Raw genomic sequence first — 23,788 nt, forward strand, 5'->3', positions numbered from 1 at the left:
GCTTTCTACCAGGGAGGAACACACTCAATGAGGATCTTCCTGATTGTCATTCTTATCGTCAGTCTGGCCGCTGCTTCCATGGCCGGGCCGCCGCAGGGAGGAAAGATATTCCCCTTCGACTACAAACTGGTAACGCTTCCCAACGGTTTTAAGGCCTATCTCATCAAAGCCGGCGCGCCGGGACAGATCGCATATGTCACGGTGGTACGCACGGGTGCGCGCGAGGAATGGGAGCCGGGCAAGACCGGGTTTGCTCACTTTTTTGAGCACATCATGTTCCGCGGTACGGACAAGTATCCCAACTATGATGCCATCACGACCCGCATCGGCGCCGCGCGCAACGCCTCGACGAACATCGATGTCACCCAGTACTACCTGCTGGCTGCCAGCAGCTCGCTCGAGCAGATCATCGATCTCGAATCGGACCGCTTCATGAATCTCAAGTACACCGAGCCGATTTTCCGTACGGAAGCCGGCGCGATACTGGGAGAATTCAGCCAGGGGCGCTCCAATCCGATGCTCTACCTGATGGAGAAGCTGATGGACACCGCGTTTGACGCTCACACTTACAAGCACCTCACCATCGGCTTTGAAAAAGATGTCCGCAACATGCCCGAGGGTTACCAGTACAGCATCAGCTTCCACCAGCGCTATTACCGGCCGGAAAACTGCGTGCTGCTGCTGGCGGGGGACTTCGATGTGAATCACGCCGAACAGCTGATCACAAAATATTACTCGGCGTGGAAACCGGGCTATGTGAAGCCTGAGATCAAACCCGAACCCGCGCAAAAGACTCCTCGCGAAGCCACGGTGGAATTTCCCGGCCGCAGCCTTCCGATCCTGACGGTCGCCTTTAAGGGACCGGCCTGGAGCGCGCACGATAAGCTGGCGGTCGCCACGGAAGTCCTTGGAATGGTCGCCTTTGGACCCAACTCGGATATCTACAGAAAATTGGTCATTCAGGATCAGAAAGTGCAATCCCTTTCGGGCGGATTCAACCTGAGCCGCGACCCGAACCTTCTTACCATCACGACCATGGTAACCAACCCGCAGGACCTGCCGATGATCAAAGATGAGATCCGCAAGACCGTCGAGAAGTTCCGTGCCGAACCTTGCGACTCGAAGCTGCTGGCCGACACCAAGAGCAGCATGAAATACGGTTTTCTCATGCGGCTCGAGACTCCCCAGGGTATTGATTTCGCGCTTAGAAACTTCGTTGTCTTTACCGGCGGCATCGAAGCCGTGGAAGATTATTATAGGACACTCGAAGCGATCACCGCGGAGGACATCAAAGCAGCTGCCAACAGGTTCCTGGTCGAAAACGGCCGGACCACCGTAATCCTGCTGCCCGCCAAGGGAGGTGCCCAATGAAAAAGATCGTTATTTCCACAGCGCTTGTCTGCTGCTGTATGACTCTCGGCTGCGCAGGACCCGAGAGGGCGAAAGCCCCGGAGGGGATTGTCACTCTCAGCGAACCTGGCTCCCCTTTTGTTGCCTTCAACATCTGGGTGAAGGCCGGCTCTCAAAATGATCCACAAGGCAAGGAAGGGCTGGCTTCGCTCACGGCAAACCTGTTGTCGGAGAGCTCGACCCGGCAGGACAGCTACGAGCAAATCCTTGCCAAGCTGTATCCCATGGCCGCGGGATATGACTATAATGTTGACAAGGAAATGACTGCCTTCAGCGGCCGGATTCACCGGGACAACCTGGAGACCTACTACAGCCTCTTTAAGAATGCACTACTCTCTCCCGCCTTCAAGGAAGAGGATTTCAAGCGCATCAAGACTCAGACTGTCAGCTACCTCAAACAAGCCCGGCGTTTCTCCAATGACGAGGAACTGAGCAAGGAACTGCTGTACTGGCAGATCTTCAAGGGCACACCCTATGAGCACCCCGAGGAAGGGTACGTCACATCTGTCGAGTCCATCACCCTTGACGATGTGAAGGCCTTTTACGCAAGGTACTACACTCGCGACAACGTGGTAGTCGGCGTCGGCGGCGGCTATCCCGAAGATTTTGCCGCCCGGGTGCGTACTGACTTCGACACTTTGCCGGCCGGCAAGGTTGCGCCCGCGCAGAAGCCGTCACCCGCTGCCGGCGACGGGGTCAAGATCCTGATCGTCGAGAAAAACGTGATTTCCACGCCCATCTCCTTCGGCTTCCCGATCCCGCTGCAGCGCTCAGATCCGGATTTCTACGCCATGATGCTCGCCAACTCATGGATGGGCGAACACAGGACCTCCGTGAGTCATCTCTATCAGGTGATCCGGGAGAAGCGCGGCATGAACTACGGCGATTACTCCTACATCGAGGCCTACCCTCAAGGGTACGCCACTCAAGTGCCGCCGACCAACGTCTGCCGCCGGTCGCAAATCTTCGAGGTATGGATCCGGCCGATCGCGGCGACGGCGCCCGGCACCCTGCACGACCGCTCGTTGTTTGCCTTCCGGGCCGCGTTGCGCGAGGTGGCCAGGCTGGTGGATAACGGCATGACATCGGAGGCGTTCGACACCCAGCGCGGATATCTCAAGAACTATTACGTCAACTTCGGAAACACGGTCGGGCGCCGCCTCGAGTACCGAATCGATGATGCTTTCTACGGCATCCCCGACCCGGGCTTCCTGGCCTCCACGCCTCAGGGACTCGATGCTCTGACGCTGGAGAAGGTGAATGCTTCCATCAAGAGGCACCTGCAGTCCAGGAACATGTGGGTGGTATTCATCACCCAGGACGCGGAGAGTATGAAGAAGAAGCTTCTGGCGGGAGCACCTACGAACATCACCTATGCCGGCAAACAACCCCAGGAAGTGCTCGATGAGGACAAGATCATCGCCGCCTTCCCGATCCCGGTAAAACCGGAAAACATTGCAATCATCAACATCAACGACGTCTTCGAGAAGTGACGGAGAATGGATCCCGGCGGGCAGAACGCAACACAGCATTGTGGCGCAGCCAGATTGGCAGCCACGAAACACGAGAGAATCCCTTTCGGGTGATTCGTGTGTTTCGTGGCCTCTGGCGCCGGGTGCGACCGCCTTCCCGCGCCGTGCTATCTGCCCGTGAGGTTTTTACCTGCCAGTCCTGATTCTGCGTGCTGCGCGCTGGCAGGCAAGCTCCAGGAAAGCCATGTCCTCATCCGTGTGTGCTGTGGAGACTGCGCCATGGCCGTGTACGAAGTAGACGTTCTCGAGCAGCAGTGCGAGCGGAAGCACGTGCGCGCTCAATTCGGCGTCGCATATCGAGGGGTCAAACAACTTTTCGGGCCTGTCCAGGACAGTATCTTCCCGGTAGGGGAAGTGCAGGTAACCCAATGAACTGCCGGGGACCGCGTCGTTGCCGGAGCCGCTGCAGCGCGCATAAAATCCCTCATTCCGGCAGGCGGTCTCCAATGCCCGGCGCATCTTCTCGCCGAGGATCGCGAGGCGTGGATAGATTTCTGCTTCGTGCTTGATCAGGTACTCCAGCATGGTCTTGGCTGCGAGCATCGACGCCGGATGAGCTGAGAATGTGCCCCCGGAAAACTTGACTCGTCCACCGCCCGAACGTCCTGCCAGCCCCATGACATCGGCGCGGCCCGCAACAGCTGCCACCGGCATACCGCCGCCGATGATCTTGCCGAAGACACTCAAATCCGGTGCAATCCCGTACAGAGCTCCCAGATTTCCGGCGCGAAAGCGAAAACCGCAAATAACCTCATCAAAAATGAGCAGGGCTCCCCGGTTCAGCGTCAGCTCGCGGGCGGTGTGGAGAAACTCGCGTGTGGCGGGCATGAGCCCACCGGCGCCGATGAACGGCTCGACGATGAAGCAAGCCAGCCGGTCACCGTACCTGCGGAAGCTCTCTTGCAGCCCCTCGGTATCGTTGAAGCCCGTGATCGCCACCTCTCCGGCCACGGAGGAGGAAAGCCCTTCGCTGTCGAGCTTCATGAATCCCTTGCCGTTCTCCTCATGGAAACTCACGCCTTTCAGCCCCCAGGGCTGTCCGCCATGCCAGCCGCCACCGATCTTGAGCACCATGGTTCGACCTGTGAAGGAGCGGGCGAGCATGATGGCGTACATGGTTGCGAGCGATCCGCTGGTGGTGAAGCGCACGCGCTCGGCGCCGGTCTGCCGGCAGAGGAGCTCGGCCGTTTCCACCTGCAGAAGGTCGGTGAATCCGGTCTGCAGGCCGAAGCCGTCGGCAAAGGCACGTGCCAGAACATCAGTCACAACCGGCGGATTGTGGCCCAGCACATTGCCCAGGTGACCCTGCCAAAAATCCAGGATATTGTGGCCATCCTCGTCCCGGATGTGAGCTCCCCGGGCAGAAACAATGCGAGGTGCAAAGGGCTGCATGAGGCGGAGCTGATGGCTGCCTCCATCCACGAGGTGCCTCCTTGCCATCTCATCGATCGCGCCGGATTTGGGCGAGAAGCTCGCGTAGGCTTCCCGCAGGTTCGCCAACAGATTCGTGTGGTCCCCACTCCCCATCGATTCCTCCTGATGTGCCGGTGGACTGCATCGTGATCAGAATTTACAGATTTGAACGGCTCGAAGCCTCGGAGCGCTCACGGTATGCGTCCGCGCCCAGCATTTCTTTCACGGCAGCCGCCAGGCGGCGGATGCCCTCTTCGATGCGGGCTACGGGCATGTTTGAGTAGGTGAGCCGCATGGTATTCTCCTTGTTCCCCTTGGGATAGAATCCCCCGCCCGGGACAAAGGCGACGTCACGCTCCAGGGCACGGCGCAAGAGCTCTCTCGCGTCCAGATGGGGCGGCAGCTCAACCCAGACAAACAAGCCTCCTGAAGGGCGTGAAAAGCGCACACCCTTGGGCATCTCTCTCTCCAGCGCTTGAATCATGGCGTCCCGGCGCTCGCGATAGACGGAGCGCATGCGAGCGAGACTCGTGTCAATGTCGAACATCTCCAGATATGCGGCGATCTGCATCTGGCACAGGGTCGAAGTGTGGAGATCACTCCCTTGTTTGAGGATCACATATTTCTCATAAAGCGGGCTGCTCGCAGTGAGCCATCCGATGCGCATGCCCGGGCTCAGGATCTTGGAGAAGGTCGAGATGTAGACGACGTACCCTTTCGTGTCGAACGACTTGATCGGAGGCAGGGGCAATCCTTCAAAACGAAGCTCGCCGTAGGTGTTGTCCTCCACGACGGCGACCGAATACTTCATTACGACTTCGGAGAAACGCCGCCGGCGTTCCAGCGACCATGTCGTCCCGGTCGGATTCTGGAAATTGGGAACGACATAGATCAGCTTGATCCGGTCGCAGTTCTCCAGCCGCCTCTCCAGTGCATCGACATCCATTCCTTCCTCATCCGTGGGCACCTCCACCCAGCGCGGATTGAACACCTGGAGCGCGGACATGGCCCCGACGTAGGTCGGGCTCTCGCACAGAACTGTGTCACCTTCGTCGAGAAATAGCTTTCCTGTCAGATCCAAAGCCTGCTGCGAGCCGGTCGTGATCAGCACTTCGTCCGCCGTTGCGCGAATGCCGTATTTGGAGCGCATCCTCTGGGCGATCCTCTCGCGCAGCGGCAGATACCCTTCCGAGGTCGAGTACTGGAGTGCCTGCGGACCCTGTTCTTCGAGAACTCTCCGGGTTGCCTCTTCCAGCTCCTTGACGGGAAGCAGTTCAGGTGCCGGCAATCCTCCGGCGAATGAGATGATTTCGCTGCGCTGCGTGATCTTCAGCATCTCCCTCACGTCTGAAGCTTTCAACCCGTTCATGCGTTTTGCCAGCTGCAGAGACATTTGTACCTCCTGGTTCAGTCCTCCGATATCCGGCTATTCTATTGGTTTTGACGCGAAAAGCAACAACCGCAGGAGTCAGGGGTTAGGAGTCCTTGACAAGATGACGCGCTAAGGTATGATCAGCCTCTTCCCCGAGGGAGCGAGACGTGGATCAGAAGATTGACTACGCGGAAGTCGGCCTCATTGCCGGCCTGGAAGTGCATCAACAGCTGATGACCGAGCGCAAGATGTTCTGTCACTGCCCGGCGGGCCTGTACACCGACACGCACGACGGCGTGGTACTGCGTCACATGCGCCCCACACTGTCCGAGTTGGGGGAGTATGACGGCACGGCGCTGATGGAATTCAAGACCAAGAAGAACATCATCTACCTCTTGCACCAGCGGAACGTCTGCACCTACGAGATGGATGACACGCCCCCTTTCCTGGTCAATCAGCAGGCTGTGGATATCGCGATTGAGCAATGTCTGATGCTGGGCTGCGACATTGTGGACGAAGTGCATATCGCCCGCAAGCAGTACCTGGATGGCTCCATTCCGACCGGGTTCCAGCGTACCGCGATCGTGGGCGTCAACGGGCGATTGCCGTTCCGGGGGCGGGAAATCTCCATCATCCAGGTCAGCGTCGAAGAGGATTCCTGTCGCGAGGTCTCGGATCAGGGCCACCTCATTGTCTGGCGTACGGACCGGCTGGGAATGCCTCTGATCGAGACTGTCACCGGCCCGGACCTGCACACACCGGAGGAAGTGGAAGAGGCGATCCTGCTCGTCGGCCGCGTGTGCCGTTCGACCGCGCACGTTCGCGTCGGCCTCGGCGCCAGTCGCCAGGATGTCAACGTGTCGGTGCGCGGCGGACGCCGGGTCGAGATCAAGGGAGTGCCCAAGGCAGGATGGGCGCCAAGGCTGGTTCACGGCGAAGCGGTTCGCCAGGTCAACATGCTCAGGCTGCGGGAAGAATTACACCGGCGCGGCTGCACCGCACCCGGAACGATCGCAGTGGATTCTGCGGACGTGACGGATCTGTTTGCCAATTCCGAGTACCAGCCTCTCCGCCGCGAGGCTTGGGAGCAGTGGGTGAAAGAGCAAAAACGGCGGACCGGCTTCGAGCTGGGCGTGGGAGCATTCGTTGTCCAGGCTGTGCGGCTGAAGGGCCTGACAGGAACTCTCTCCTGGCCGTCACAGCCGGACCTCACCTTTGCCCACGAACTGGCCGGGCGCGTACGCGTGATCTCCGGATTGGATCAGCCTCCCATCCTGTTGAGCGGGGAAAAATGGCCGGATTACCGGGGAGCACTCCAGGAGTTGCGCCGGGTGCGATCCCGGCTGCACTGTGAAACCGAGGATGCGATCGTCGTGGTCTGGGGACCGGAGGAGGACTGCCGTACCGCGGCCGACGAGATTCGCCTCCGCTATGCCGACGCCACTGCGGGCGTACCCAATGAAACGCGCCAGCCGTTCGAGGACGGCAGTACGGATTTCGAACGTATTCTGCCCGGACCGGACCGCATGTATCCGGACACCGACAGCCCGCCGACGCGAGTCACCCGCGAACGCGTATCACGGCTGCAGGCGAACCTGGCCGAGAAGCCCTGGCAGCGCGAGACACGCTATGCTGCCGTAGGAGTGCCGGCCGCGACCACCCACTTCCTGATTCGCCGGGGCGGCGCGGCGATGGTCGATCGCGTCGTCGCGGAGTGCGGCGCCGACCTGCGACAGGCATGTTTCCTTTTCGGCGAGCGGCTCGTAGGTTTGCGGCGGGCGGGCATTGCCGTCCACCAGATTCCGGCGGAACGCTGGTGCGAGTTCTTCCGGGCGCTGGTCGCCCGCCCGGTGCTGTTCGAGGCCAGGGACATCCTGGTGCGGCGCATGGCGGAAACCCCCGGCGAAAGCCTGCCTGGGATCCTGGAGAAACACGGGTTCAATCAGACGCCGGAAGACTGGCGCGCGAGCCTGCTGCAGCGTGTCGCCGAGTCGGCTCAGGCCGCCTACCGCAAAGATTCGGAGTTAGTGCGCCGCCTTGCGATGGGGCGGATGATGTCCGGTCTGCTGGGCCGGGTACCCGCGCGCGAAGTCGCCGCGGCACTGCGAAGCAGGATGGAGGAAATTCAATGAGCGCAGAGACGCGGGACGAACTCAAAGGGTACAGGGGGAGAGCCCGCGCCAGGCTCGCCGCCCTCGGGCTGCGCGTCTGGAGCGAAGTGCGTCTGACGAACGACGCCGGCAGCATCTTCGAGGGCGTGATCCTGCCTCGCAGCGAGACACTGGACGATGAGCACATCGTGATCAAGATGAAGAACGGGTATAACGTGGGCGTGCACTTCGAACGTGTGGCCGCTGCGGTGGAACTCGGGTACAAGGAGGCAATCTACAAGATTCCCGAAAAGGCGTTCCCGGTCAATCCGGCCCTGCCTCGAGTGACTCTTCTGGGCACCGGAGGCACAATCGCATCGAGGCTCGACTACCGCACCGGTGCCGTGATCCCCGCCTTCACGCCGGGAGAATTGTACGGAGCCGTACCCGAACTCGCCGACATCTGCAACCTGACCACGAAGAAGCTGTTCGGCGTTTTCTCCGAGAACATGGCTATGGAACAGTACGTCGTGCTGGCACGGGCGATCGGCTCGGAAATCGAAGCCGGCGTCGACGGCATCGTGATCGGTCACGGCACAGACACCATGGGGCACACCGCTGCGATCCTGTCGTTCATGGTGCAGAACTCTCCGGTGCCCATCGTCATCGTCGGCAGCCAACGATCAAGCGACCGCCCATCCTCTGACGCCGCCCTCAACCTGATCCACTCCGTGCGCTCCGCGGCCTACGGCGACATTGCCGAGGTGCAGATCTGCATGTTCGGCCCGACCTCCGACCGCTACGGCTTGCTTCACCGGGGCACGCGCACACGCAAGATGCATAGTTCCTATCGGAACACATTTCGCACGATCGGCGACATCCCCCTTGCGATTGTCAGCCGCGATAGCTTTACCTATATCAACAATGACTACGCAAAACGAGATCGCAGCCGGAAAGTGAAGATCGATCCGGCCTATAACGACCGCACCACCATTCTTTACTACTATCCGGGGATGAATCCCGACCTCGTGGACGCGCTGGTCGAAAAAGGCTACCGCGGGATCGTCATTGCGGGCACCGGACTCGGCCATGTCAACAAGCCACTCTACCCCGCACTCAAACGCGCGGTTGCCGCGGGTGTTCACGTGGTGATGACCGTCCAGACACTCTGGGGCTATGCCCAGATGTATGTCTACGACACCGGGCGCGATCTGCTCGATCTGGGAATTGTTCCGCTCGACAACATGCTCCCCGAAACCGCCCTCATGAAGCTTTCCTGGGTGCTCGGCCACACGGATGATCACGAAGAGGTGACGCGCCTGATGCGCCTCCCGATCAACCATGAAATCACCGAGCGGGAACCCCATAACGGCTACCTGATCATGCAGGGCGGACTCCCCGAGACCGAGGAATACATCCAGTCCCACTGGAAATAACTCGCCCTGCCACCAATAACGTGAGGACGCAATGGGCCGTAGAAGCGAAAGAGATCCCCGAACTAATGTTTGAAGCTTCACCTCGCCTCTTTTTTGCTAATGTAATACTTTAAATATGCTGATTATAATTGGCTTCATACAATAGCAATTTGTTTGTTGTTCCACCCAAATCACACTCCGGAAATGCATCCCGGATTCAAAATGTGCTGTAACCTCTTTGCAGCCGGAACACTCTATGGTTCAGCAGGGAAAAACCTGTGGGGAGGTATCGAAAATGAGCGCAGCTGAAAATGCACCGGTCTTCATGGCGAAACTGGCAAAACGTGCTGAAGTTGCCGATCGCTCCATGGCCTTTTGGTTTGAGAAGCCGCCCACCTGGACTTTCAAGGCAGGCCAATTCATCGACGTCACGTTGATCGATCCTCCGGAAACCGACGCGGAGGGGGACACGAGGGAGTTCTCGATTGCCAGCGCCCCGAGCGAGCCTGCGATCATGGTCGCAACCCGCCTGCGCGACACCGCATTTAAACGCGTCCTGCGTGATCTCGCCCTCAACACGCAGGTCAGGATCGAGGGGCCGTTCGGCGATCTCGTGCTGCACAATAATGTGTCACGCCCGGCGGTCTTTTTGTCCGGCGGCATAGGCATCACACCGTTGAGAAGCATCCTGGTGCGCGCCGCACGGGAGCGGCTGCCGCACCGGCTTTTTCTTTTTTATGCCAACCGGCGACCTGAAGATGCTCCGTTTTTGGATGACATCAGGATGTTGGAGCGGGAGAATCCGAACTTCACATTCGTTCCGACTATGACGGAAATGGCAAATTCCCGGCGTCCCTGGCAGGGAGAGACAGGCCGGATCGATCAGGACCTGCTCAACAAGTATCTGAAGAACCTGGGATCAGCGATCTATTACATCACCGGGCCGGCCGGGATGGTGTCGGGGATGCGGCAGTTGCTCAATCGCACGGGGATCGACGATGACGATATACGCACGGAGGAATTTTCCGGCTACTAGCCCAAATTATTCGTGAAGCAGAACCGGACGCCGGTGAAAGGCAACAAAATTGGACGCGGACAGACGCTGGCAGGACCTCCTGCACGCCCACCAAGACCGAACGGTCAGCGTCTGTCAGCGTTTTTCCGCGTCCAAAGTTTCTTTTGATCGCATTTTCATGAATGATCCGGGCCAGGCCGGTACGGACGGTAATTGAATCCGGCAGGAGGAGGGAACGCATGATCATGGGGAAGAAGCTGAAACCTCCTTCGCCTGCTCCAGCGAATCGGCACCACCCTGGCGCTACTCGCGTTTCCTGGGCTGGTAAGTCCCCACCTCTTCGCGGAAGCCGATGGCGAGGCGATTCCAGGTGTTGATGGCCAGGATCGCCAGAGTGAGGTCGACCAGTTCCTTCTGAGGATTCATTTCGCGCTGATTGCCTGCACTTTGGCCAGGAGATCGTTCATCGAGTTCATGAAGATCTGCTTCCAGTCGGCATCAATCGTTGCATCCCGGATCAATCCGATCATGCGCCCGATCAGGTCGGCCGAGGAATCCCTGTACTCGACAAGTTTCATTTCCATCCTCAGCTGAAGAGCCTCTTTCTCGCTCGGCTCGACGTCAAGGCCTGAGAGGGATCGGATGTTCTCCTTCAACGCGCGCAGGCCTCTTTCGAGGCAGGTACTGCAGGTGAGGAACTGGGCGGCTGCGGTGGGCCCGCCCCTCTTGAACTCGATCAGACCAAGGTAATGGTAGGCGTAGCAGTTTTTCCCCGTTCTGATCGCCTTTTCAAAATCCGCTTTGGCGGCATCCAGTTGACCGGCATTATAGTAGAGGAGACCCGACAGGTAATTGATCTCCTCGGCTTGGGGCAGATCACGCTTGGCCACTTCGATGAGTTCCCGAGCCCGCACGGGATCCTGCATCATGTGATAGTTGTAAGCCTTATAGTAATTCGCTTCGCCGCGATAATACTGGACGCTGTTTGAGGTGACCCGTCCGTTGCGGCTGAGATCGCTTGCGAGCATCCGGTCCATTGCGGCATTGGAATCTTCGTATCTATCCAGGTGATGCAGCGCCGCTCCCTGGCCGAAGAGAGCCGCCGTGTTCTGGGGATCCCACTTGAGCGCGCTTTCGTAAGTCTTGAGGGCGTTCGGGTAATCTTCCAGTGTGAAGAAGTAGATGTTGGCTAGGCCATTGATCGACCGGGTGTAATCGGGAATCAGAGTGAGTGCCTTGGAAAAGCCGGTTCTGGCAGACTTGATGAGGTTCCGTTGAAAGTTCATTTCGGCGGAGAATTCCCAAGCCTCTGCAAAATCGGGAAACTGCTGGGTCACACGGGAAGATAGGGGGCCGATATTCAGATACATGAATAGTGGCGAGTCTTTGTACTTCTCAAATAACTGTTTTCTAACGCTGTCATCTTTGGCGTCCAGGCCGAACGTTCTGGTATGGAGCGCAAAGAAATAGGCGTCCAGGGGCGAGGTTTCCACTTGAAGGACGGCGGGGTCGACTCGTTTCATTTGCTCCGCCGCGGCCATCGGGCCCAAAGCGTAACCCCTGGCCAGATCGCAAAGAGCCTGCCCGCGAGCGTCGAGCGGATCCTGGCAGATGAAGCGGACATCTTCCTTCAAGCCCGGGCAGGCAATGTCCTCGTCGATCTCTCGGGTCATGCGGAGAAGCTTGACCAGAGCGAGTTTGTCGCGAATCTCCTGCCGGGCTGCGAGGCCGTAAGCCTTCGTGTAGGCTGCTTCGGCCCTGCGCCAGGCATAGAGGTGCATTGCCTGGAACAGATCGTCTCCCTGGGAGACGTACTCCTGGATCAGCGCTTCGGGAACAGGGGGGCCGATGGGTGCGGTGATGGCTTGCGGTCTCTTGTGGCAAGCAAGCACGGCGAGTGTCAATACCAGAGACAGAATCCAACAGGCCAGGCGCTTCATGATCCTCCCGACTTTATAATCCGGACAATATGCTAAAATAATAGTACTAAATATATGATTGAGTCAACGAAAAACCCAAAACATGCCGCGGAGTTTCCCGAGGGCACAGCACAGGCTAGCACCGACGACGGTCAGGAGAAATCGAAAAATACTTAGTGCAATCGGTGAACTTGTGGCAGCTTTTTATTCTGTGGCTTTTCACTTGCGACCGGTGAGATCCCGATGTTCGGATTCAAGAAGTGGCATCGACAGCGGCTATTGAAAAAGCCGCTGCCGCCCGCTTGGCTGGCGGTGATGGAAAGGAATGTGCCCTACTATCGGCTCCTGCCGGGGAAGCAGCAGCGTGAGCTTCAGGGGTTGACCCAGGTCTTTCTCGCAGAGAAGCGTTTCGAGGGCTGCGGCGGCCTCGAACTCACCGATGAAATCCGAGTGACCGTCGCCGCGCAAGGCTGCATCCTGTTACTCGGCCGCGAGACCGACATCTATCCCAAATTACGGTCAGTGCTCGTCTACCCCGGTGCCTACGTCGCCAATGTGACCGCCCCGCAGCCGGATGGGACCGTTGTCGAAGGTTGGCAGGGACGTCTTGGCGAGTCCTGGATGCAGGGATATGTCGTGCTTTCGTGGAATGATGTTCTGCGCGGCGCTGCCGACATTCACGACGGCCGCAATGTGGTGTACCACGAATTTGCGCATCAACTGGACAACGAATCCGGGGCCCCCGAGGGAGCTCCTCTGCTGCCGGAGAGTTCGATGTATACCGACTGGGCTCGCGTTTTCGGCGCCGAATACCGGGCGCTTTGCGACAGCGTGGAACGCGGCCAGCCGGCACTTCTGGACGCCTACGGCGCCGTCAGTCCCGCGGAGTTCTTCGCTGTGGCCACGGAATTCTTCTTTGAACGGCCGGTTGAGGTGAGAGCACAGCACCCGGAGCTGTACGATCAGCTGAAGTTGTACTATCAACAGGACCCGGCACTTCGTATGGCGCATGCGGTCTGACGCCCGGCGCCTCCTCGTTACACAGGACGGGCCGGATTATGACACCGCCTGCGTTCCGCTTTTGATCCTCCAAAACTATCGCGGCACAGGTCTTGAGGGCTGTGTCCGGCTTCAGAAACTCGATGCTGACGATCTGGCCTGCCGTGCCGAATTGTGCATTCGGCTTCGGGATATAGGTAACAACGACAGGCAAGTCCGGCTGCGGGCCGCAATAAAATACAACCGTCGCCTGTTTGCTGCCTTTAATGATAACGCGCGTTGGATCGACGATCAGGAATGCCACCTGCTTATGGCCGGCATCGAGGATCAAGCGCAGCTTTCTATCGAGACAGTCGATGCGTCGCAGTTGACCCCTGATTTGCAGATCCGGTGCTGCACGATCAGCCTGAGGCTGCGCCTCCTCTGACGCAGGCACTGATTTCGGACTGCCCTGGAGGGGCGGAGTTTCCGCAGTCTTAGAGGGCCGGTATGCAGGCTCAGGCTTCGGTTGGGCGGCGATCTGTTGCTGATCTGTCACCGAACGTGACAGGCGCTCCACTTCGGACACCTCCGACGGCGTGCGGGCACACGTTCGCGCATCTTCTACGGATTTTTTTGCCGCGCCGATTTCACCGAGACCGAGATACGCGTAAGCCAACAGGCAGGATGCCTGAAAGGTTTCCGCTATGCCTGCGGCTCTGAGTTTGCGAAGGCGTGCCACGGCCATTTCGTACCTGCGATCGCTCAAGTATAGGGATGCCAGTTTCAGATTGGCTTGCCGGTTTGTCGGCTGCAGCTCAAGCGCCTTTTCCAAAAGGGGGATCAGGGTCGAATTCGCGACACCGGTTTCTCCGAGGAGTCCCGCATAATCGAGATAGGTCTTGGCGTTGGTAGTGCCTTTTTCCACCGCGCGCCTGAAATGGCGCCGGGCTTCTTCATGGCTGGCGGCCAGCCAGTAGACATAGCCGAGAGATTCATCAACCTCCCGGCTGTCAGGATAGACACGGCTTAACCGTTCCAGTATTTGGCGAGCCTGGATGCTCTTTCCCATGGCCAAAGATACGTTCGCCAGTGCCACTTGCACTTCCAGATCGGTTGCAGGAGCGACCACCAGGGGTTCCTTGGATTTCCCGAGCTTTACCGAAAAGAGCACGCTGTTGAATGCGCCTCTGTGCAGATATGACGCGAGATCCTTTTGCACCTGCGGGAGGGTCTTGCCGTAGACCTTGTTGAAAACATCTGCCGGATCTGCCTCAGTCGCCAGCATTTTCAAAAAGTCGTCGGATCGAGGGCCGTACTCTTCCGAAACGAGCAGCATGTGGACGAGTGCCCAGCTCTCCGCATAGAACAGCTCGGCCTTGTCCTTATCGTTGTAGAGAGGTGAATCGTGGCCGGCTCTCAAGAGTACTGCGAGATCGAGCAGCGGCTCCTTCTTCAAGCGGTTGAAGCGCCCTCGGAGGACCGTGCCGACTTCCACCTTGTCGCCGGCGGCTCTCAGCGTGGAGTACAGCTCGGCAAGTCCCTCCTGCCACCAGGGTGGCGCGCGGAGCCCCGAATAGCGGGTGAGCAGGTGCACATATTCGTGGATCGCCATCGGGTAGTAGTCGGGGGATGCATCCTTCATCACGATGTAGTCGCCGTTGAGTCCTCCCGCAAAGAAAGCGGCGGCGGCTTCATTCGGCTGGAACGGCTCGAATTCCCTGTCAGAATTGAAGCCTATAATGCGCACTGGAAAAGACGGCACTTCTACGGATCCCATGGAAGCGACGAAAAAACTCCTTACGCGTTCGAAGTGGAGGACGAGATTCCGGCCCTTTTTCTCGCCGGCAGAGGTGAGAAGATCGAAGTTTGAAGATCTCAATCTGAGCCACCGGGAGGCGCCAGACAACTCCGGCGACTGCAGCGTCACACATGCCAGGAGCAAGCCCAGCATATTCAATGGGCTGAGACGCTTCCTCATAAGCGGATCTTATGGAAAATCGATGATGACAACCTGGCCTACCGTACCGGATTGCGCATCCGGTTTTGGAATATATGTAACGACAACGGGCGTGCCGGGTTGCGGCCCGCAATCGAACGCGACCGTGACTCCCTTCTGACCCTTGATGGTGACGCGCGCGGGATCGAGGATCAAGAGCGCTACCTGCTTGCCGTCGGCCTCAATGATCAGGCGCGCCTTCTTGTCGAGACAGTCGAAGCGCCGCAACCGGCCTTTGATTTGCAGGACCTGCGGCTCGGGATCCGCTGGGAGCGGGGTGAACACCGTGGAGGCGGGCGGCAATGCGGGTGCGGGCTTCGGTGGGGTGGCGTCCCGTTGTCGTTCGGCCAAGGAACGGAAAAGACTCTGGGTTTCGGCTACCTCCGACTTGGTGCGGGCATAGGTTCGGGCACCTTCCGCGGATTTTGTAGCGTTGTCGATCTCACCAAGGCCAAGGTATGTGTAGGCCAGCAGGCGGAACATGCGATGGGCATCGTCTGCCCTGACGGTGCCTCTGATGGCGATCAGGTGCGAGAGCGCCTGACTGAACATGCCTTCGTCCAAGAATAGTGACGCCAGGGTCAGATGAGCATCGCGGCTTTCCGGCCGAAGCTGGAGTGCTTTTTCGACAATTGGCATCAGAGTCGAGCCGGAGGCGCCGGTATCTCTCATGAGACCCGCATAATCCAGGTAGGTACCGGCATTCGTTGTCCCCAGTTGTACAGCCCGTCCGAGATGGACTCGAGCCTCCTCTCTCTTGCCGGCATACCAGTTAACGTAGCCGAGAGCCTCCTCCACTTCCCAGCGGTCGGGATATTGCAGGCTCAACCCCTCCAGGATTTGCCGTGCGCGGCTGCCCTTCTCGATGTCCATGGACACATTCGCCAGTGCCACCTGGACCTCCAGGTCGGTTGCCGGCGCGACATCGGGGGTTTCGACCGACTTCTCCAGTCTTATGGAGAAGCGCACGGCATTGAATGCGGTTCTGCGCAGGTAAGTCTCGAGGTCCCTTTGCACCTGTGCCGGGGTCTTGGCATAGACCCTGCCAAAGAGCTCAGCAGGACTGGCGCCGGCCGGGAGCATTTTCTTTAGGTCATTGAGGTGCGGCTGGTAAAGTTCCGATAGGTTCAGCATGTGCACCAGGGCCCAGCTTTCCGCATAGAACATTGCGGCTTTATTCTTTTCATCGTAAAGGGGCGATTCGCGATCTGCCCCCATGATGACCGCGAGGTCAAGTAACGGCTGCCGCTTCAGAAGGTCGTAGCGGTCGGCGATCATGTCGCCGATCTCGACCTCATCGCCGACAGGCTTCAGGTTCGAGAACAAGTCCGCGAGTCCTTCCTTATACCAGAGTGGCCAGTTCAGCCCGGTGTGCCTGACGAGCAGGTGCACATATTCGTGAATTGCCACAGGGTACCCGGAGGCAGATACGTCCTTCATCACGATGTAGTCGCCATTGGATCCTCCTGCATAGAAGGCCGTGGCGGATTCGTTCGGGCGATAGTCGTCGTACTCTTTGTCCGAGTCGAAACCGACGATGCGAACCGGGAAAAGCGTTCCCTGCAGGGTGGGCATGGTCGAGACAAAGAAGCTCCTTACCCTCTCAAAGTGAAGGATGAGGTTTCGCCCCTTTTTTTCGTCGCCGGCGGTGAGGAGTTCAAAGTTTGTAGACTTCAACTTAAGCCAGCGGGAAGCGCCGAACAGGCCCGCCAATTGCATCGCAGCGTATGCAGTAAGGAGTAGGAGGGCTATCCTGGAGATCGGTCTTCTCATCTTTCATGCCCTGCGTAGTAGTTCGATGATGAAACCCATTGTCGGGGATGCCGAGTTTAAAATCACCATAATCCCCATACGGCTGAGGACAGCAGGACTGATCATGCGATGGAATTAAATTTTACCTCATCGGCAGGACCGCTGGGGGAAATTTTAAAAACACCTCAATTCTCTGTGATCTTTGTGAGCTCCGCGGACCCCGCGTTGAGATTTTCCGGATCCAGCGATGTCGAGCCGTATGACTCATGGCTGTGGTTGGAACGCGTGCCGGAACTGCCGGGCAATGTAAGACTCTGGAGCGTTTTCCTGCTTTTCTTGTTACAATTTCATCTACATAGATTTCGTGGCCTGATCAGAAAGTGAATGTAACATGGGCAACTTAGGTTCGGAAAATTTTATGAAGGAGGTATGCGGTGGTTTCGAGTTCCGTCACTAAGAAAATTTCAATCAACGCACCTGTCTCGAAAGTGTTCACGTTCGTTGCCAATCTCGCCAACTGGCCCCAATGGGCCATCGCCAATGTGGTGGCAGTCAAGCCGGGCTCCGACGAATGGTGGGCCCTGGAAACGTGCACGGGCCTTGGCAGGCTCCGCATCAAACCCGACGAGGCCTCGGGAACTCTTGACTACGACATATCTGTCTCCGGGGTGAAATGGACGGTCGCGGCGCGCGTCGTCGCCGACGGTGCAGGCAGCGAATTCTCCGTAACATATTCGCAGCCTCCGTCGCTTTCAAAGGATGCGTTCGACAAGCAAATCTCTCTCGTTGACAAGGAACTCGCGAAGCTCAAGGAACTGATGGAATCCTGAGGGAACGCAAGACCGGCGTAAAAAAGAAGCTGTTGATGAGGAAACGCGTATGTCCATACCGGCAATTTCCCTGCAAGGGCTCACCAAGCGGTACGGACGACTGCTCGCGGTCAGCAATCTCACGCTCGATGTGACAGAGAGCGAAATCTTCGGATTTCTCGGGCTTAATGGTGCCGGCAAAACCACCACCATCCGCATGCTTCTGGATTTGCTGCGACCGAACTCAGGTAGCGCCAAGGTTCTGGGTCACGACTGCCAGCGTGCCGGCCTGCGGGTGCGCGCCCTCGTCGGTTATCTGCCGGGGGAGGTGGATTTCTATGGTGACATGACCGGCAGGGAAGTGCTCGAGTTGCTCGGCCGCCTGCAGACACGGCCGGTTTCGCCGGAGTATCGCAGGGAGTTGCAGGAGAGATTCGATCTGCCGGATGTCGATTTGCGCCGCAAGCTGCGCGAGTACAGCACAGGAATGAAGCGGAAGCTCTGCCTGATCCAGGCCTTTCAGGGCGATCCTCCGCTCCTCATCCTCGACGAGCCGACCGATGTCCTCGCATGTCCTTTCGGAGGTGGAGCGCGTGTGCGGGCGCATCGGCTTGATCCGCAAAGGCGAGCTGGCCCTGCTTGCATCGGTCGAGGACCTGCATAGGATGGCGCAGCGCAAAGTGCGCATCACCTTCAACTCCGACGTTTCCACCCGCCCACAGGGCCTTCCACCGGAGTACGAGATCCTCGAGGTCCAGCCGCGTCTATGGCAGTTCCGGGTGAGAGGCGCGCTGGGGCCGCTCATGGCATTGCTCGCCGGGATGCCCGTGCTCGACGTCGATATCAGCGAGGCGCGCCTGGAAGAAGTGCTCATGCGATATTACCGCGAGGAGCGCGCATGAGAGCCTGCCTTGCCCTCCTCCTGCACTCAGTCCGGCGGGTGCGCTCGCTGGTTCTGGCAATGGCCGCTTTGTTGGCGGCCTTCCAGATTCTGCTCGCGTTTGCAGCCAGGTCGCTGCAGGAACTCAATACCTTTCCTCAATTGGCGGCGTTGATACCGGATTTTCTCCGGCAGATACTGGGGCCGTCTCTCCTGACGCTGATGTCGTTCCGGGGGATCGCCTGTCTGGGCTATTTCCACGTCGCCATCATGGCAACGCTGATCGGGCTGATGATCGCGCTTGCCACCGAACCCGTGAGCGAGGCCGAAACCCGATTCCTCGATCTTATACTCTCGCACCCGCTGGCCCGGCACTGGGTGATAAGCCGGACTATCGCATTGCTGGCCGCATGCATTGTCCTCTTGCTGGGCGCGATGATGTCAGGTACGCGGCTCGGGCTCTACTGGCTGGCCCCCGAAGATATGGCGCAGGCAACCTTTCGTGTCATTCCCGCACTTACATTGAATCTGGGATTGCTGCTGCTCTGTTGGGGCAGCATCGCGTTGGCCTTGGCCTCGATCGCCCACCGTCGGAGCGTGGCGGCTGCCGCCACGGCCCTGCTGGCGATGGCGTGCTACATGACCGACTTGATCGCCCAGATCTGGAAGCCCTTGAAACCAGTGGTACGATACTCTCCCTTCCATTACTACAACTCATTGAATCTGATCATGGGTTCCTCGGATATGACCGGGGACACCTTGACTCTGGCATCCATCGCTGTGACCGGTTTTCTCCTGGCCTACCTTTTTTTCCAGCGCCGCGACCTCTGACAGGGCTCCATTGAGAATGCTAAGATCGCGATGTTCTTTTTTCGTTCTTAACCCGGATTATTCAGGAATGTGTGACCAAAGTGCAGTTTTGGACGCGGACCAACGCCGACCGTTCGGTTTTGGTCGGCGTTGATCCGCGACCAATTTTGTTGCTTTTCACGGGCGTGCGGTTCTGCTTCATGAATAATTCAGGTTAAGGCACGGCAGGTTTAGCGGCCTTGCGGTCACGAACTACACGCTCAGCGGTCCCTGCGTTCTCAGCGAACTCTGCGTTGGGAATCTTTGGGTGCGGCTGTGCCGCGAACTGTTTTTCGTGGTTGCGGTGAGACTCGTTTTTGATGGCGTTTCGCGAACGCCCTTAGTATGATCACCGCCAAATTGCTGACAGGCTGGTCTCGAACAATCTCCTGGAGGATGGTATGAAGAATCATCGCATCCTGACGGCGGGTTGTGCCGTCATTGTTTTCCTTCTGCTTTCCGTCTCGCTCCTATCTGCGCAAAAATCATTCACCATCGAAAAGATCCTGAGCTATTCCTGGCCGTCCGAGCTGGTATCGGCAAAAAAGGCGGACCGCATCGCCTGGTTGGAAGCCGAACGGGGATTGCGCAATGTCTACACCGCGGTGGGGCCCGGCTTCAAGCCTGTCCGTCTTACCGATTTCATGCAGGACGATGGCAAAGAGCTTACCGGGCTCAGGATTTCAGAGGATGGTTCGGTGGTCGTTTTCGTTCGCGGCCAGGGCCCCAACCGTGACGGTTGGATCGCGAATCCAGCGAACGATGCGGCTGGCGGTCACCAGGAAATCTGGTCGGTCAGCACGAGGAAGGGAAAGCCCGCAAGACTCGCAGAGGCGAACGGACCCGTCCTTGCTCCCAACGGCAAGTGGGTGCTCTTCGTCCGTGACGGCCAGATCTTCGAAGTTCCGGTGAATGTTTCCGGCAAGCTTGCCGCAACATCAAGCGGGGAGCCGCTGATCAAGGCATGGGGGAGAAACGGCGACCCCAAGTGGTCGCCCGACAGCAAGAAGATCGCTTTTGTCAGCAATCGAACGGACCACAGCCTCATCGTGATCTATGATCACGAGAAGCGGCAGCTCGCCTACCTGTCGCCTTCCGTCGACAGGGACTCCAGTCCCACATGGTCGCCCGACGGCAAAAGGATCGCATTTCTCCGCAGGCCCGGGGCCTCGTTTGTGCAGACGACCACACTCGCCCAACAGCAGGCGCAACAGGGGAGAGGAGTCGGTACCGGCAGAGTCGGCGGTGCGCCTCAGGCCGGAAGGGGCGGGGCGGCACAGGGAGGGCAGAGGGGGGCTGGGGCTTCGATCTACCAGCGTGCAGAACTCCCGGGCGGCCATACCCTCGCCATCTTCGTGGCTGATGTGGCGTCGGGAGAGGCACACGAAATCTGGCATCCTGCGCAGGAGGATCCATCCTTCGCACCGAACAACCGCATCGAATGGGCAGGGAACAGCCTGATCTTTCAGCTGGTGCGCAACAACTGGCAGCATTACTTTTCGCTTCCCACCTCCGGCGGCGACAATGTGATGCCCGTCGATCTCACGCCTGGCGAGGGGGAAACGCCCGGCTCAGATGAGGCCGAAACCCTCGGCGTGTCCAGCAATGGCGCCTACCTCTACTACGGCACCAACGTCGGTGACATCGACCGGCGCCATGTCTGGAAAACTCCGACAGGCGGCGGCGCTCCTGTCCAGCTCACCAAGGGAGAGGGAATCGAGAACTATCCGGCTGCGCTGGCCTCCGGGGACAAAGTGGCATGTTTTTATGCCGACGCGAAGCAGCCGAAGTGCATTGCAATTGTGCCGGCCGAAGGGGGGAAACCGAACATTATCTCCCGCAAGCTGCCGGCGGATTTTCCCTACGATGCGCAGGTCGTGCCTGAGCAGGTAGTCCTGACTGCCGAAGATGGGTTGAAATTTCACAATCAGATTTTCGTGCCGAAAGACATCAAACCGGGCGAGCGCCGGCCGGCCATCATCTTCACCCATGGCGGCCCCAGCCGTCAGATGTTGCTCGGCTATCACTACCTGTACTTCTACCACATGGCCTATGCGATGAATCAGTACTTCGCGAACCAGGGGTATGTGGTCATGTCCGTGAATTACCGATCCGGGATCGGCTACGGCCGGGAGTTCAGGTCGGCGCCGAACAGCGGCCAACGAGGGTCCGCTGAATATCAGGATCTCGTCGCAGCGGGGCGCTATCTGCAATCACGCCCGGATGTCGATGCCCAACGCATCGGCTTGTACGGGCTGTCCTACGGCGGCCTCATGACTGCGATGGGCCTTTCCAGGAACTCCGACATGTTTGCCGCCGGAGTCGACATTGCCGGCGTGCACCTCTGGGGCAATTCCCTGGATCCGGAGAACCTGGCCTTCAAGGCATCTTCGATTGCAACCATAGACAAATGGACGTCTCCGGTTCTGCTGGTGCAGGGCGATGACGATCGCAACGTCCAGTTCTCACAGACCGTCGGCCTCGTCCAGCTGCTCAGGGCAAAGAATGTGCATTACGAGCTGATCGTCTTTCCTGATGAAGTGCACGATTTCCTCGTCTTCCAGAGATGGCTGAAGACTTTCAATGCAGCCGACGATTTCCTGAATCGTTTCCTGAGGAAGTAAAGCAGAGGCCTTCACGAATGCGCCGGAAGACTGCGTCGACTTTGCGATCGCAACGGACCAGATGGAACTGGAAGGCCTCGCCCATGACGGCGCCCGATTGGGCGTAGAGGCGCCTGCGCATGAGTCCACGGGCCCGATGAAGCCGTACTTTCACGCTCTCCGGAGTGATTCCGAGGCACTCGGCGGTTTCCCCTGTACCGAGCCCCTCGATCTCTCTCCATCAAGAGCTGGTCGTGCCCAAGCCCGGCTAGTCGGCGACGGTCGCAACAGTATCTTGAAGCACGATGCGATCGCGCCCGCCACGTTTCCCCAGATAGAGCCGCTGGTCCGCAAGCATGACCAGGGAGGGCATCGAGGTCGCCTCGTCGGGGAAAAACGACGCTCCCATGGTGATCGTCACGCAGGTGCCGGGAAGGCGCGGCTCTGCCTCTCCCCACTTCTGCCTGAGGTTGTTCCGAATTCGTTCGGCAGTGACGCGCGCAAATCTCGGATCTGCGTCAGGGAGAATCGCCGCGAACTCTTCGCCGCCGTAACGGCATGCCATGTCACTGGACCGCAGGCTCCCACTCAATGTGGCTCCTATCAGAGTCAGTACCTTGTCGCCCGCAGGGTGCCCCAGCGAGTCGTTGTACTCTTTGAAATGGTCCACATCCAGCATCAGCAGAGCAAGAGGCCGACGCAGCCGCGAGGCGCGTTCCAGTTCCTTGGGCAGCATGTCGTCGAAAAATCCGCGGTTGTAGAGCCCCGTCAACGGGTCGCGCACAACCCTTTCACGCAGCGATTCGTACTTCTGGCGGTAAGTGAGCATCTGGAAGATGTCCTGGATCCGGACGTCGCCGCGAGGCTCGACGTATTCGGGCTTCTCGAAGAAGCGCAGGTAGAGGGACAGAACCACGGCATAGAAAATTGAGATCAGGATCTTGCCCATCCACCCGGAAAGAAAAACCGACAGAAACACTGGCTGCCCCCAAAAACTGCCGGCAGTGAAAATCAGGGTATCGATTGAAAGAACGAGCACCATCGAGACGTAAATCCGCAAAAACAGAAAGCGGGAAACGTGCCGGCTGACCCACTCGTAGGCGATGATGACCACGATGACATCTACGAGCAAAGCGATGGAACCGGAAAAGGCGATACGCGGATCGTGCACGAACAGCTCGCGCGGCAGATGGTAGAGGTTCTGCATGCCGCGGCCGTCGAATTGACGGCCGAACAGAAAGGACAGAACTTCGATGGAGATGTTCGCAATGACCAAGCCGTAGATCAGCTTTCGGGCTTCAGAGGCATCCTCTCGAATGTAGATCAGGAGAGCCGCAAAGAGGCCGGACGTGAACAATACAACCGACCCTGGGCTGACCAGGACACCGGGCGCGAGCTCCACATAGAAGGAACGCGCCAGCGTCATCTGCATCTGTTGAAAGGCACCCAGCGTGATGAAGAGCAGGGAAAGCCGGAAGCGAGTTCGCAGGCGAAACAAGACCAGCAGCAGGATTGAGACCAGCGTCGCCTGCACCCCGAGCAGGCCGATCTGGCCGTAATTGAGTTCGGGCATGCGCCGAGGATACCACAAGGCAGCTGCCGTGCATCCCCCCGAGTTAATGTCAGCTGCAAGCACAAGGGGACATTGATCTTCTGGTTCGAGGAAGTATGCTGAACAGCAAAGTGCAAGAGGCCGGAAAACAAGCAACCGGTCGTGTTGCTGCAACGGTCTTCGCTCAAGGACCTCGACTG

General features: G+C 58.6%; 17 protein-coding genes and 1 pseudogene. 11 read left to right on the forward strand and 7 right to left on the reverse strand.

Annotation, left to right across the window (positions count from 1 at the left end; genetic code table 11):
• Positions 1-27 precede the first annotated feature (27 nt).
• Both LAP85_12415 and LAP85_12420 read left to right on the forward strand, forming a co-directional pair.
• Complete coding sequence (locus LAP85_12415; GenBank protein MBZ5497199.1) at positions 28-1,371, forward strand: insulinase family protein; 1,344 nt, start codon at positions 28-30, stop codon at positions 1,369-1,371.
• Complete coding sequence (locus tag LAP85_12420; GenBank protein MBZ5497200.1) at positions 1,368-2,903, forward strand: insulinase family protein; 1,536 nt, start codon at positions 1,368-1,370, stop codon at positions 2,901-2,903. Before LAP85_12415 ends, LAP85_12420 begins: the two co-directional genes overlap by 4 nt.
• Before the next feature lie 165 nt (positions 2,904-3,068).
• Here the strand turns inward: LAP85_12420 and LAP85_12425 are convergent, their stop codons facing one another.
• Positions 3,069-4,469: an aminotransferase class III-fold pyridoxal phosphate-dependent enzyme gene (locus LAP85_12425; GenBank protein MBZ5497201.1), complete on the reverse strand. Its 1,401-nt coding sequence runs from the start codon at positions 4,467-4,469 to the stop codon at positions 3,069-3,071.
• Positions 4,470-4,512: 43 nt separating this feature from the next.
• Positions 4,513-5,748, reverse strand: a complete 1,236-nt coding sequence (locus tag LAP85_12430; GenBank protein ID MBZ5497202.1) for a PLP-dependent aminotransferase family protein — start codon at positions 5,746-5,748, stop codon at positions 4,513-4,515.
• Between the two features lie 146 nt (positions 5,749-5,894).
• On the opposite strand from LAP85_12430, the gene gatE reads away from it, so the two are divergent.
• The 3 genes from gatE (at position 5,895) to LAP85_12445 (ending at position 10,268) form a co-directional block, all read left to right on the forward strand.
• Positions 5,895-7,859 (forward strand): Glu-tRNA(Gln) amidotransferase subunit GatE, encoded by a 1,965-nt coding sequence (gene gatE / locus LAP85_12435; protein MBZ5497203.1) that lies wholly within the window; start codon positions 5,895-5,897, stop codon positions 7,857-7,859.
• Positions 7,856-9,253 (forward strand): Glu-tRNA(Gln) amidotransferase subunit GatD, encoded by a 1,398-nt coding sequence (gene gatD / locus LAP85_12440; GenBank protein ID MBZ5497204.1) that lies wholly within the window; start codon positions 7,856-7,858, stop codon positions 9,251-9,253. The genes gatE and gatD overlap by 4 nt, the downstream gene beginning before the upstream one ends.
• A 346-nt stretch (positions 9,254-9,599) precedes the next feature.
• Positions 9,600-10,268, forward strand: coding sequence for an FAD-dependent oxidoreductase (locus LAP85_12445; protein ID MBZ5497205.1), 669 nt, complete (start codon positions 9,600-9,602; stop codon positions 10,266-10,268).
• Positions 10,269-10,550: 282 nt separating this feature from the next.
• On the opposite strand, the pseudogene LAP85_12450 reads toward LAP85_12445, so the two are convergent.
• Both LAP85_12450 and LAP85_12455 read right to left on the reverse strand, forming a co-directional pair.
• Positions 10,551-10,658 (reverse strand): annotated as a pseudogene (locus LAP85_12450) (carboxymuconolactone decarboxylase family protein).
• A gap of 11 nt (positions 10,659-10,669) precedes the next feature.
• A complete protein-coding gene (locus tag LAP85_12455; protein ID MBZ5497206.1) occupies positions 10,670-12,187 on the reverse strand; it encodes a tetratricopeptide repeat protein in 1,518 nt (505 codons plus the stop codon).
• A gap of 222 nt (positions 12,188-12,409) precedes the next feature.
• Between LAP85_12455 and LAP85_12460 the strand changes: the two genes are divergently transcribed.
• A complete protein-coding gene (locus LAP85_12460; protein MBZ5497207.1) occupies positions 12,410-13,186 on the forward strand; it encodes a zinc-dependent peptidase in 777 nt (258 codons plus the stop codon).
• A 1,948-nt stretch (positions 13,187-15,134) separates the two neighbouring features.
• Here LAP85_12460 and LAP85_12465 read toward each other — a convergent pair.
• Positions 15,135-16,916 (reverse strand): hypothetical protein, encoded by a 1,782-nt coding sequence (locus LAP85_12465; GenBank protein MBZ5497208.1) that lies wholly within the window; start codon positions 16,914-16,916, stop codon positions 15,135-15,137.
• 413 nt (positions 16,917-17,329) lie between these two features.
• On the opposite strand from LAP85_12465, the gene LAP85_12470 reads away from it, so the two are divergent.
• From LAP85_12470 to LAP85_12490, 5 genes are all read left to right on the forward strand, one after another.
• Positions 17,330-17,725 (forward strand): SRPBCC family protein, encoded by a 396-nt coding sequence (locus tag LAP85_12470; protein MBZ5497209.1) that lies wholly within the window; start codon positions 17,330-17,332, stop codon positions 17,723-17,725.
• Between the two features lie 49 nt (positions 17,726-17,774).
• Positions 17,775-18,368 carry an ABC transporter ATP-binding protein gene (locus LAP85_12475; GenBank protein MBZ5497210.1) on the forward strand — a complete coding sequence of 198 codons (594 nt, stop codon included), beginning with the start codon at positions 17,775-17,777 and terminating at the stop codon, positions 18,366-18,368.
• A 1-nt stretch (position 18,369) separates the two neighbouring features.
• Positions 18,370-18,606 carry a hypothetical protein gene (locus LAP85_12480; GenBank protein MBZ5497211.1) on the forward strand — a complete coding sequence of 79 codons (237 nt, stop codon included), beginning with the start codon at positions 18,370-18,372 and terminating at the stop codon, positions 18,604-18,606.
• The gene (locus LAP85_12485) at positions 18,603-19,415 is read left to right on the forward strand and encodes an ABC transporter permease subunit (GenBank protein MBZ5497212.1); all 813 of its coding nucleotides are present in this window, start codon (positions 18,603-18,605) and stop codon (positions 19,413-19,415) included. Before LAP85_12480 ends, LAP85_12485 begins: the two co-directional genes overlap by 4 nt.
• A gap of 419 nt (positions 19,416-19,834) precedes the next feature.
• On the forward strand, positions 19,835-22,057 hold the full coding sequence (locus tag LAP85_12490) for a prolyl oligopeptidase family serine peptidase (protein ID MBZ5497213.1): 2,223 nt from the start codon (positions 19,835-19,837) through the stop codon (positions 22,055-22,057).
• Here the strand turns inward: LAP85_12490 and LAP85_12495 are convergent.
• Both LAP85_12495 and LAP85_12500 read right to left on the reverse strand, forming a co-directional pair.
• Complete coding sequence (locus LAP85_12495; GenBank protein MBZ5497214.1) at positions 22,014-22,268, reverse strand: hypothetical protein; 255 nt, start codon at positions 22,266-22,268, stop codon at positions 22,014-22,016. The two genes, LAP85_12490 and LAP85_12495, sit on opposite strands and share 44 nt — an antisense overlap.
• Positions 22,269-22,304: 36 nt before the next feature.
• Positions 22,305-23,609: a diguanylate cyclase gene (locus LAP85_12500; protein MBZ5497215.1), complete on the reverse strand. Its 1,305-nt coding sequence runs from the start codon at positions 23,607-23,609 to the stop codon at positions 22,305-22,307.
• Positions 23,610-23,788: the final 179 nt, after the last annotated feature.

It is taken from the genome of Terriglobia bacterium (assembly GCA_020072565.1).
GTDB lineage: Bacteria > Acidobacteriota > UBA6911 > UBA6911 > UBA6911 > JAFNAG01.

What these genes read in the sequence shown, in the direction of transcription:
- LAP85_12415 (MBZ5497199.1), top strand. Translation starts at nt 28, where the DNA reads ATGAGGATCTTCCTGATTGTCATTCTTATCGTCAGTCTGGCCGCTGCT.
- LAP85_12445 (MBZ5497205.1), top strand. Translation starts at nt 9,600, where the DNA reads ATGGCCTTTTGGTTTGAGAAGCCGCCCACCTGGACTTTCAAGGCAGGC.
- LAP85_12475 (MBZ5497210.1), top strand. Translation starts at nt 17,775, where the DNA reads ATGTCCATACCGGCAATTTCCCTGCAAGGGCTCACCAAGCGGTACGGA.
- gatD (MBZ5497204.1), top strand. Translation starts at nt 7,856, where the DNA reads ATGAGCGCAGAGACGCGGGACGAACTCAAAGGGTACAGGGGGAGAGCC.
- LAP85_12500 (MBZ5497215.1), bottom strand. Translation starts at nt 23,609, where the DNA reads ATGCCCGAACTCAATTACGGCCAGATCGGCCTGCTCGGGGTGCAGGCG.
- LAP85_12485 (MBZ5497212.1), top strand. Translation starts at nt 18,603, where the DNA reads ATGAGAGCCTGCCTTGCCCTCCTCCTGCACTCAGTCCGGCGGGTGCGC.
- LAP85_12430 (MBZ5497202.1), bottom strand. Translation starts at nt 5,748, where the DNA reads ATGTCTCTGCAGCTGGCAAAACGCATGAACGGGTTGAAAGCTTCAGAC.
- LAP85_12490 (MBZ5497213.1), top strand. Translation starts at nt 19,835, where the DNA reads ATGAAGAATCATCGCATCCTGACGGCGGGTTGTGCCGTCATTGTTTTC.
- LAP85_12420 (MBZ5497200.1), top strand. Translation starts at nt 1,368, where the DNA reads ATGAAAAAGATCGTTATTTCCACAGCGCTTGTCTGCTGCTGTATGACT.
- LAP85_12455 (MBZ5497206.1), bottom strand. Translation starts at nt 12,187, where the DNA reads ATGAAGCGCCTGGCCTGTTGGATTCTGTCTCTGGTATTGACACTCGCC.
- LAP85_12465 (MBZ5497208.1), bottom strand. Translation starts at nt 16,916, where the DNA reads ATGAGAAGACCGATCTCCAGGATAGCCCTCCTACTCCTTACTGCATAC.
- LAP85_12480 (MBZ5497211.1), top strand. Translation starts at nt 18,370, where the DNA reads ATGGCGCAGCGCAAAGTGCGCATCACCTTCAACTCCGACGTTTCCACC.
- LAP85_12460 (MBZ5497207.1), top strand. Translation starts at nt 12,410, where the DNA reads ATGTTCGGATTCAAGAAGTGGCATCGACAGCGGCTATTGAAAAAGCCG.
- LAP85_12425 (MBZ5497201.1), bottom strand. Translation starts at nt 4,469, where the DNA reads ATGGGGAGTGGGGACCACACGAATCTGTTGGCGAACCTGCGGGAAGCC.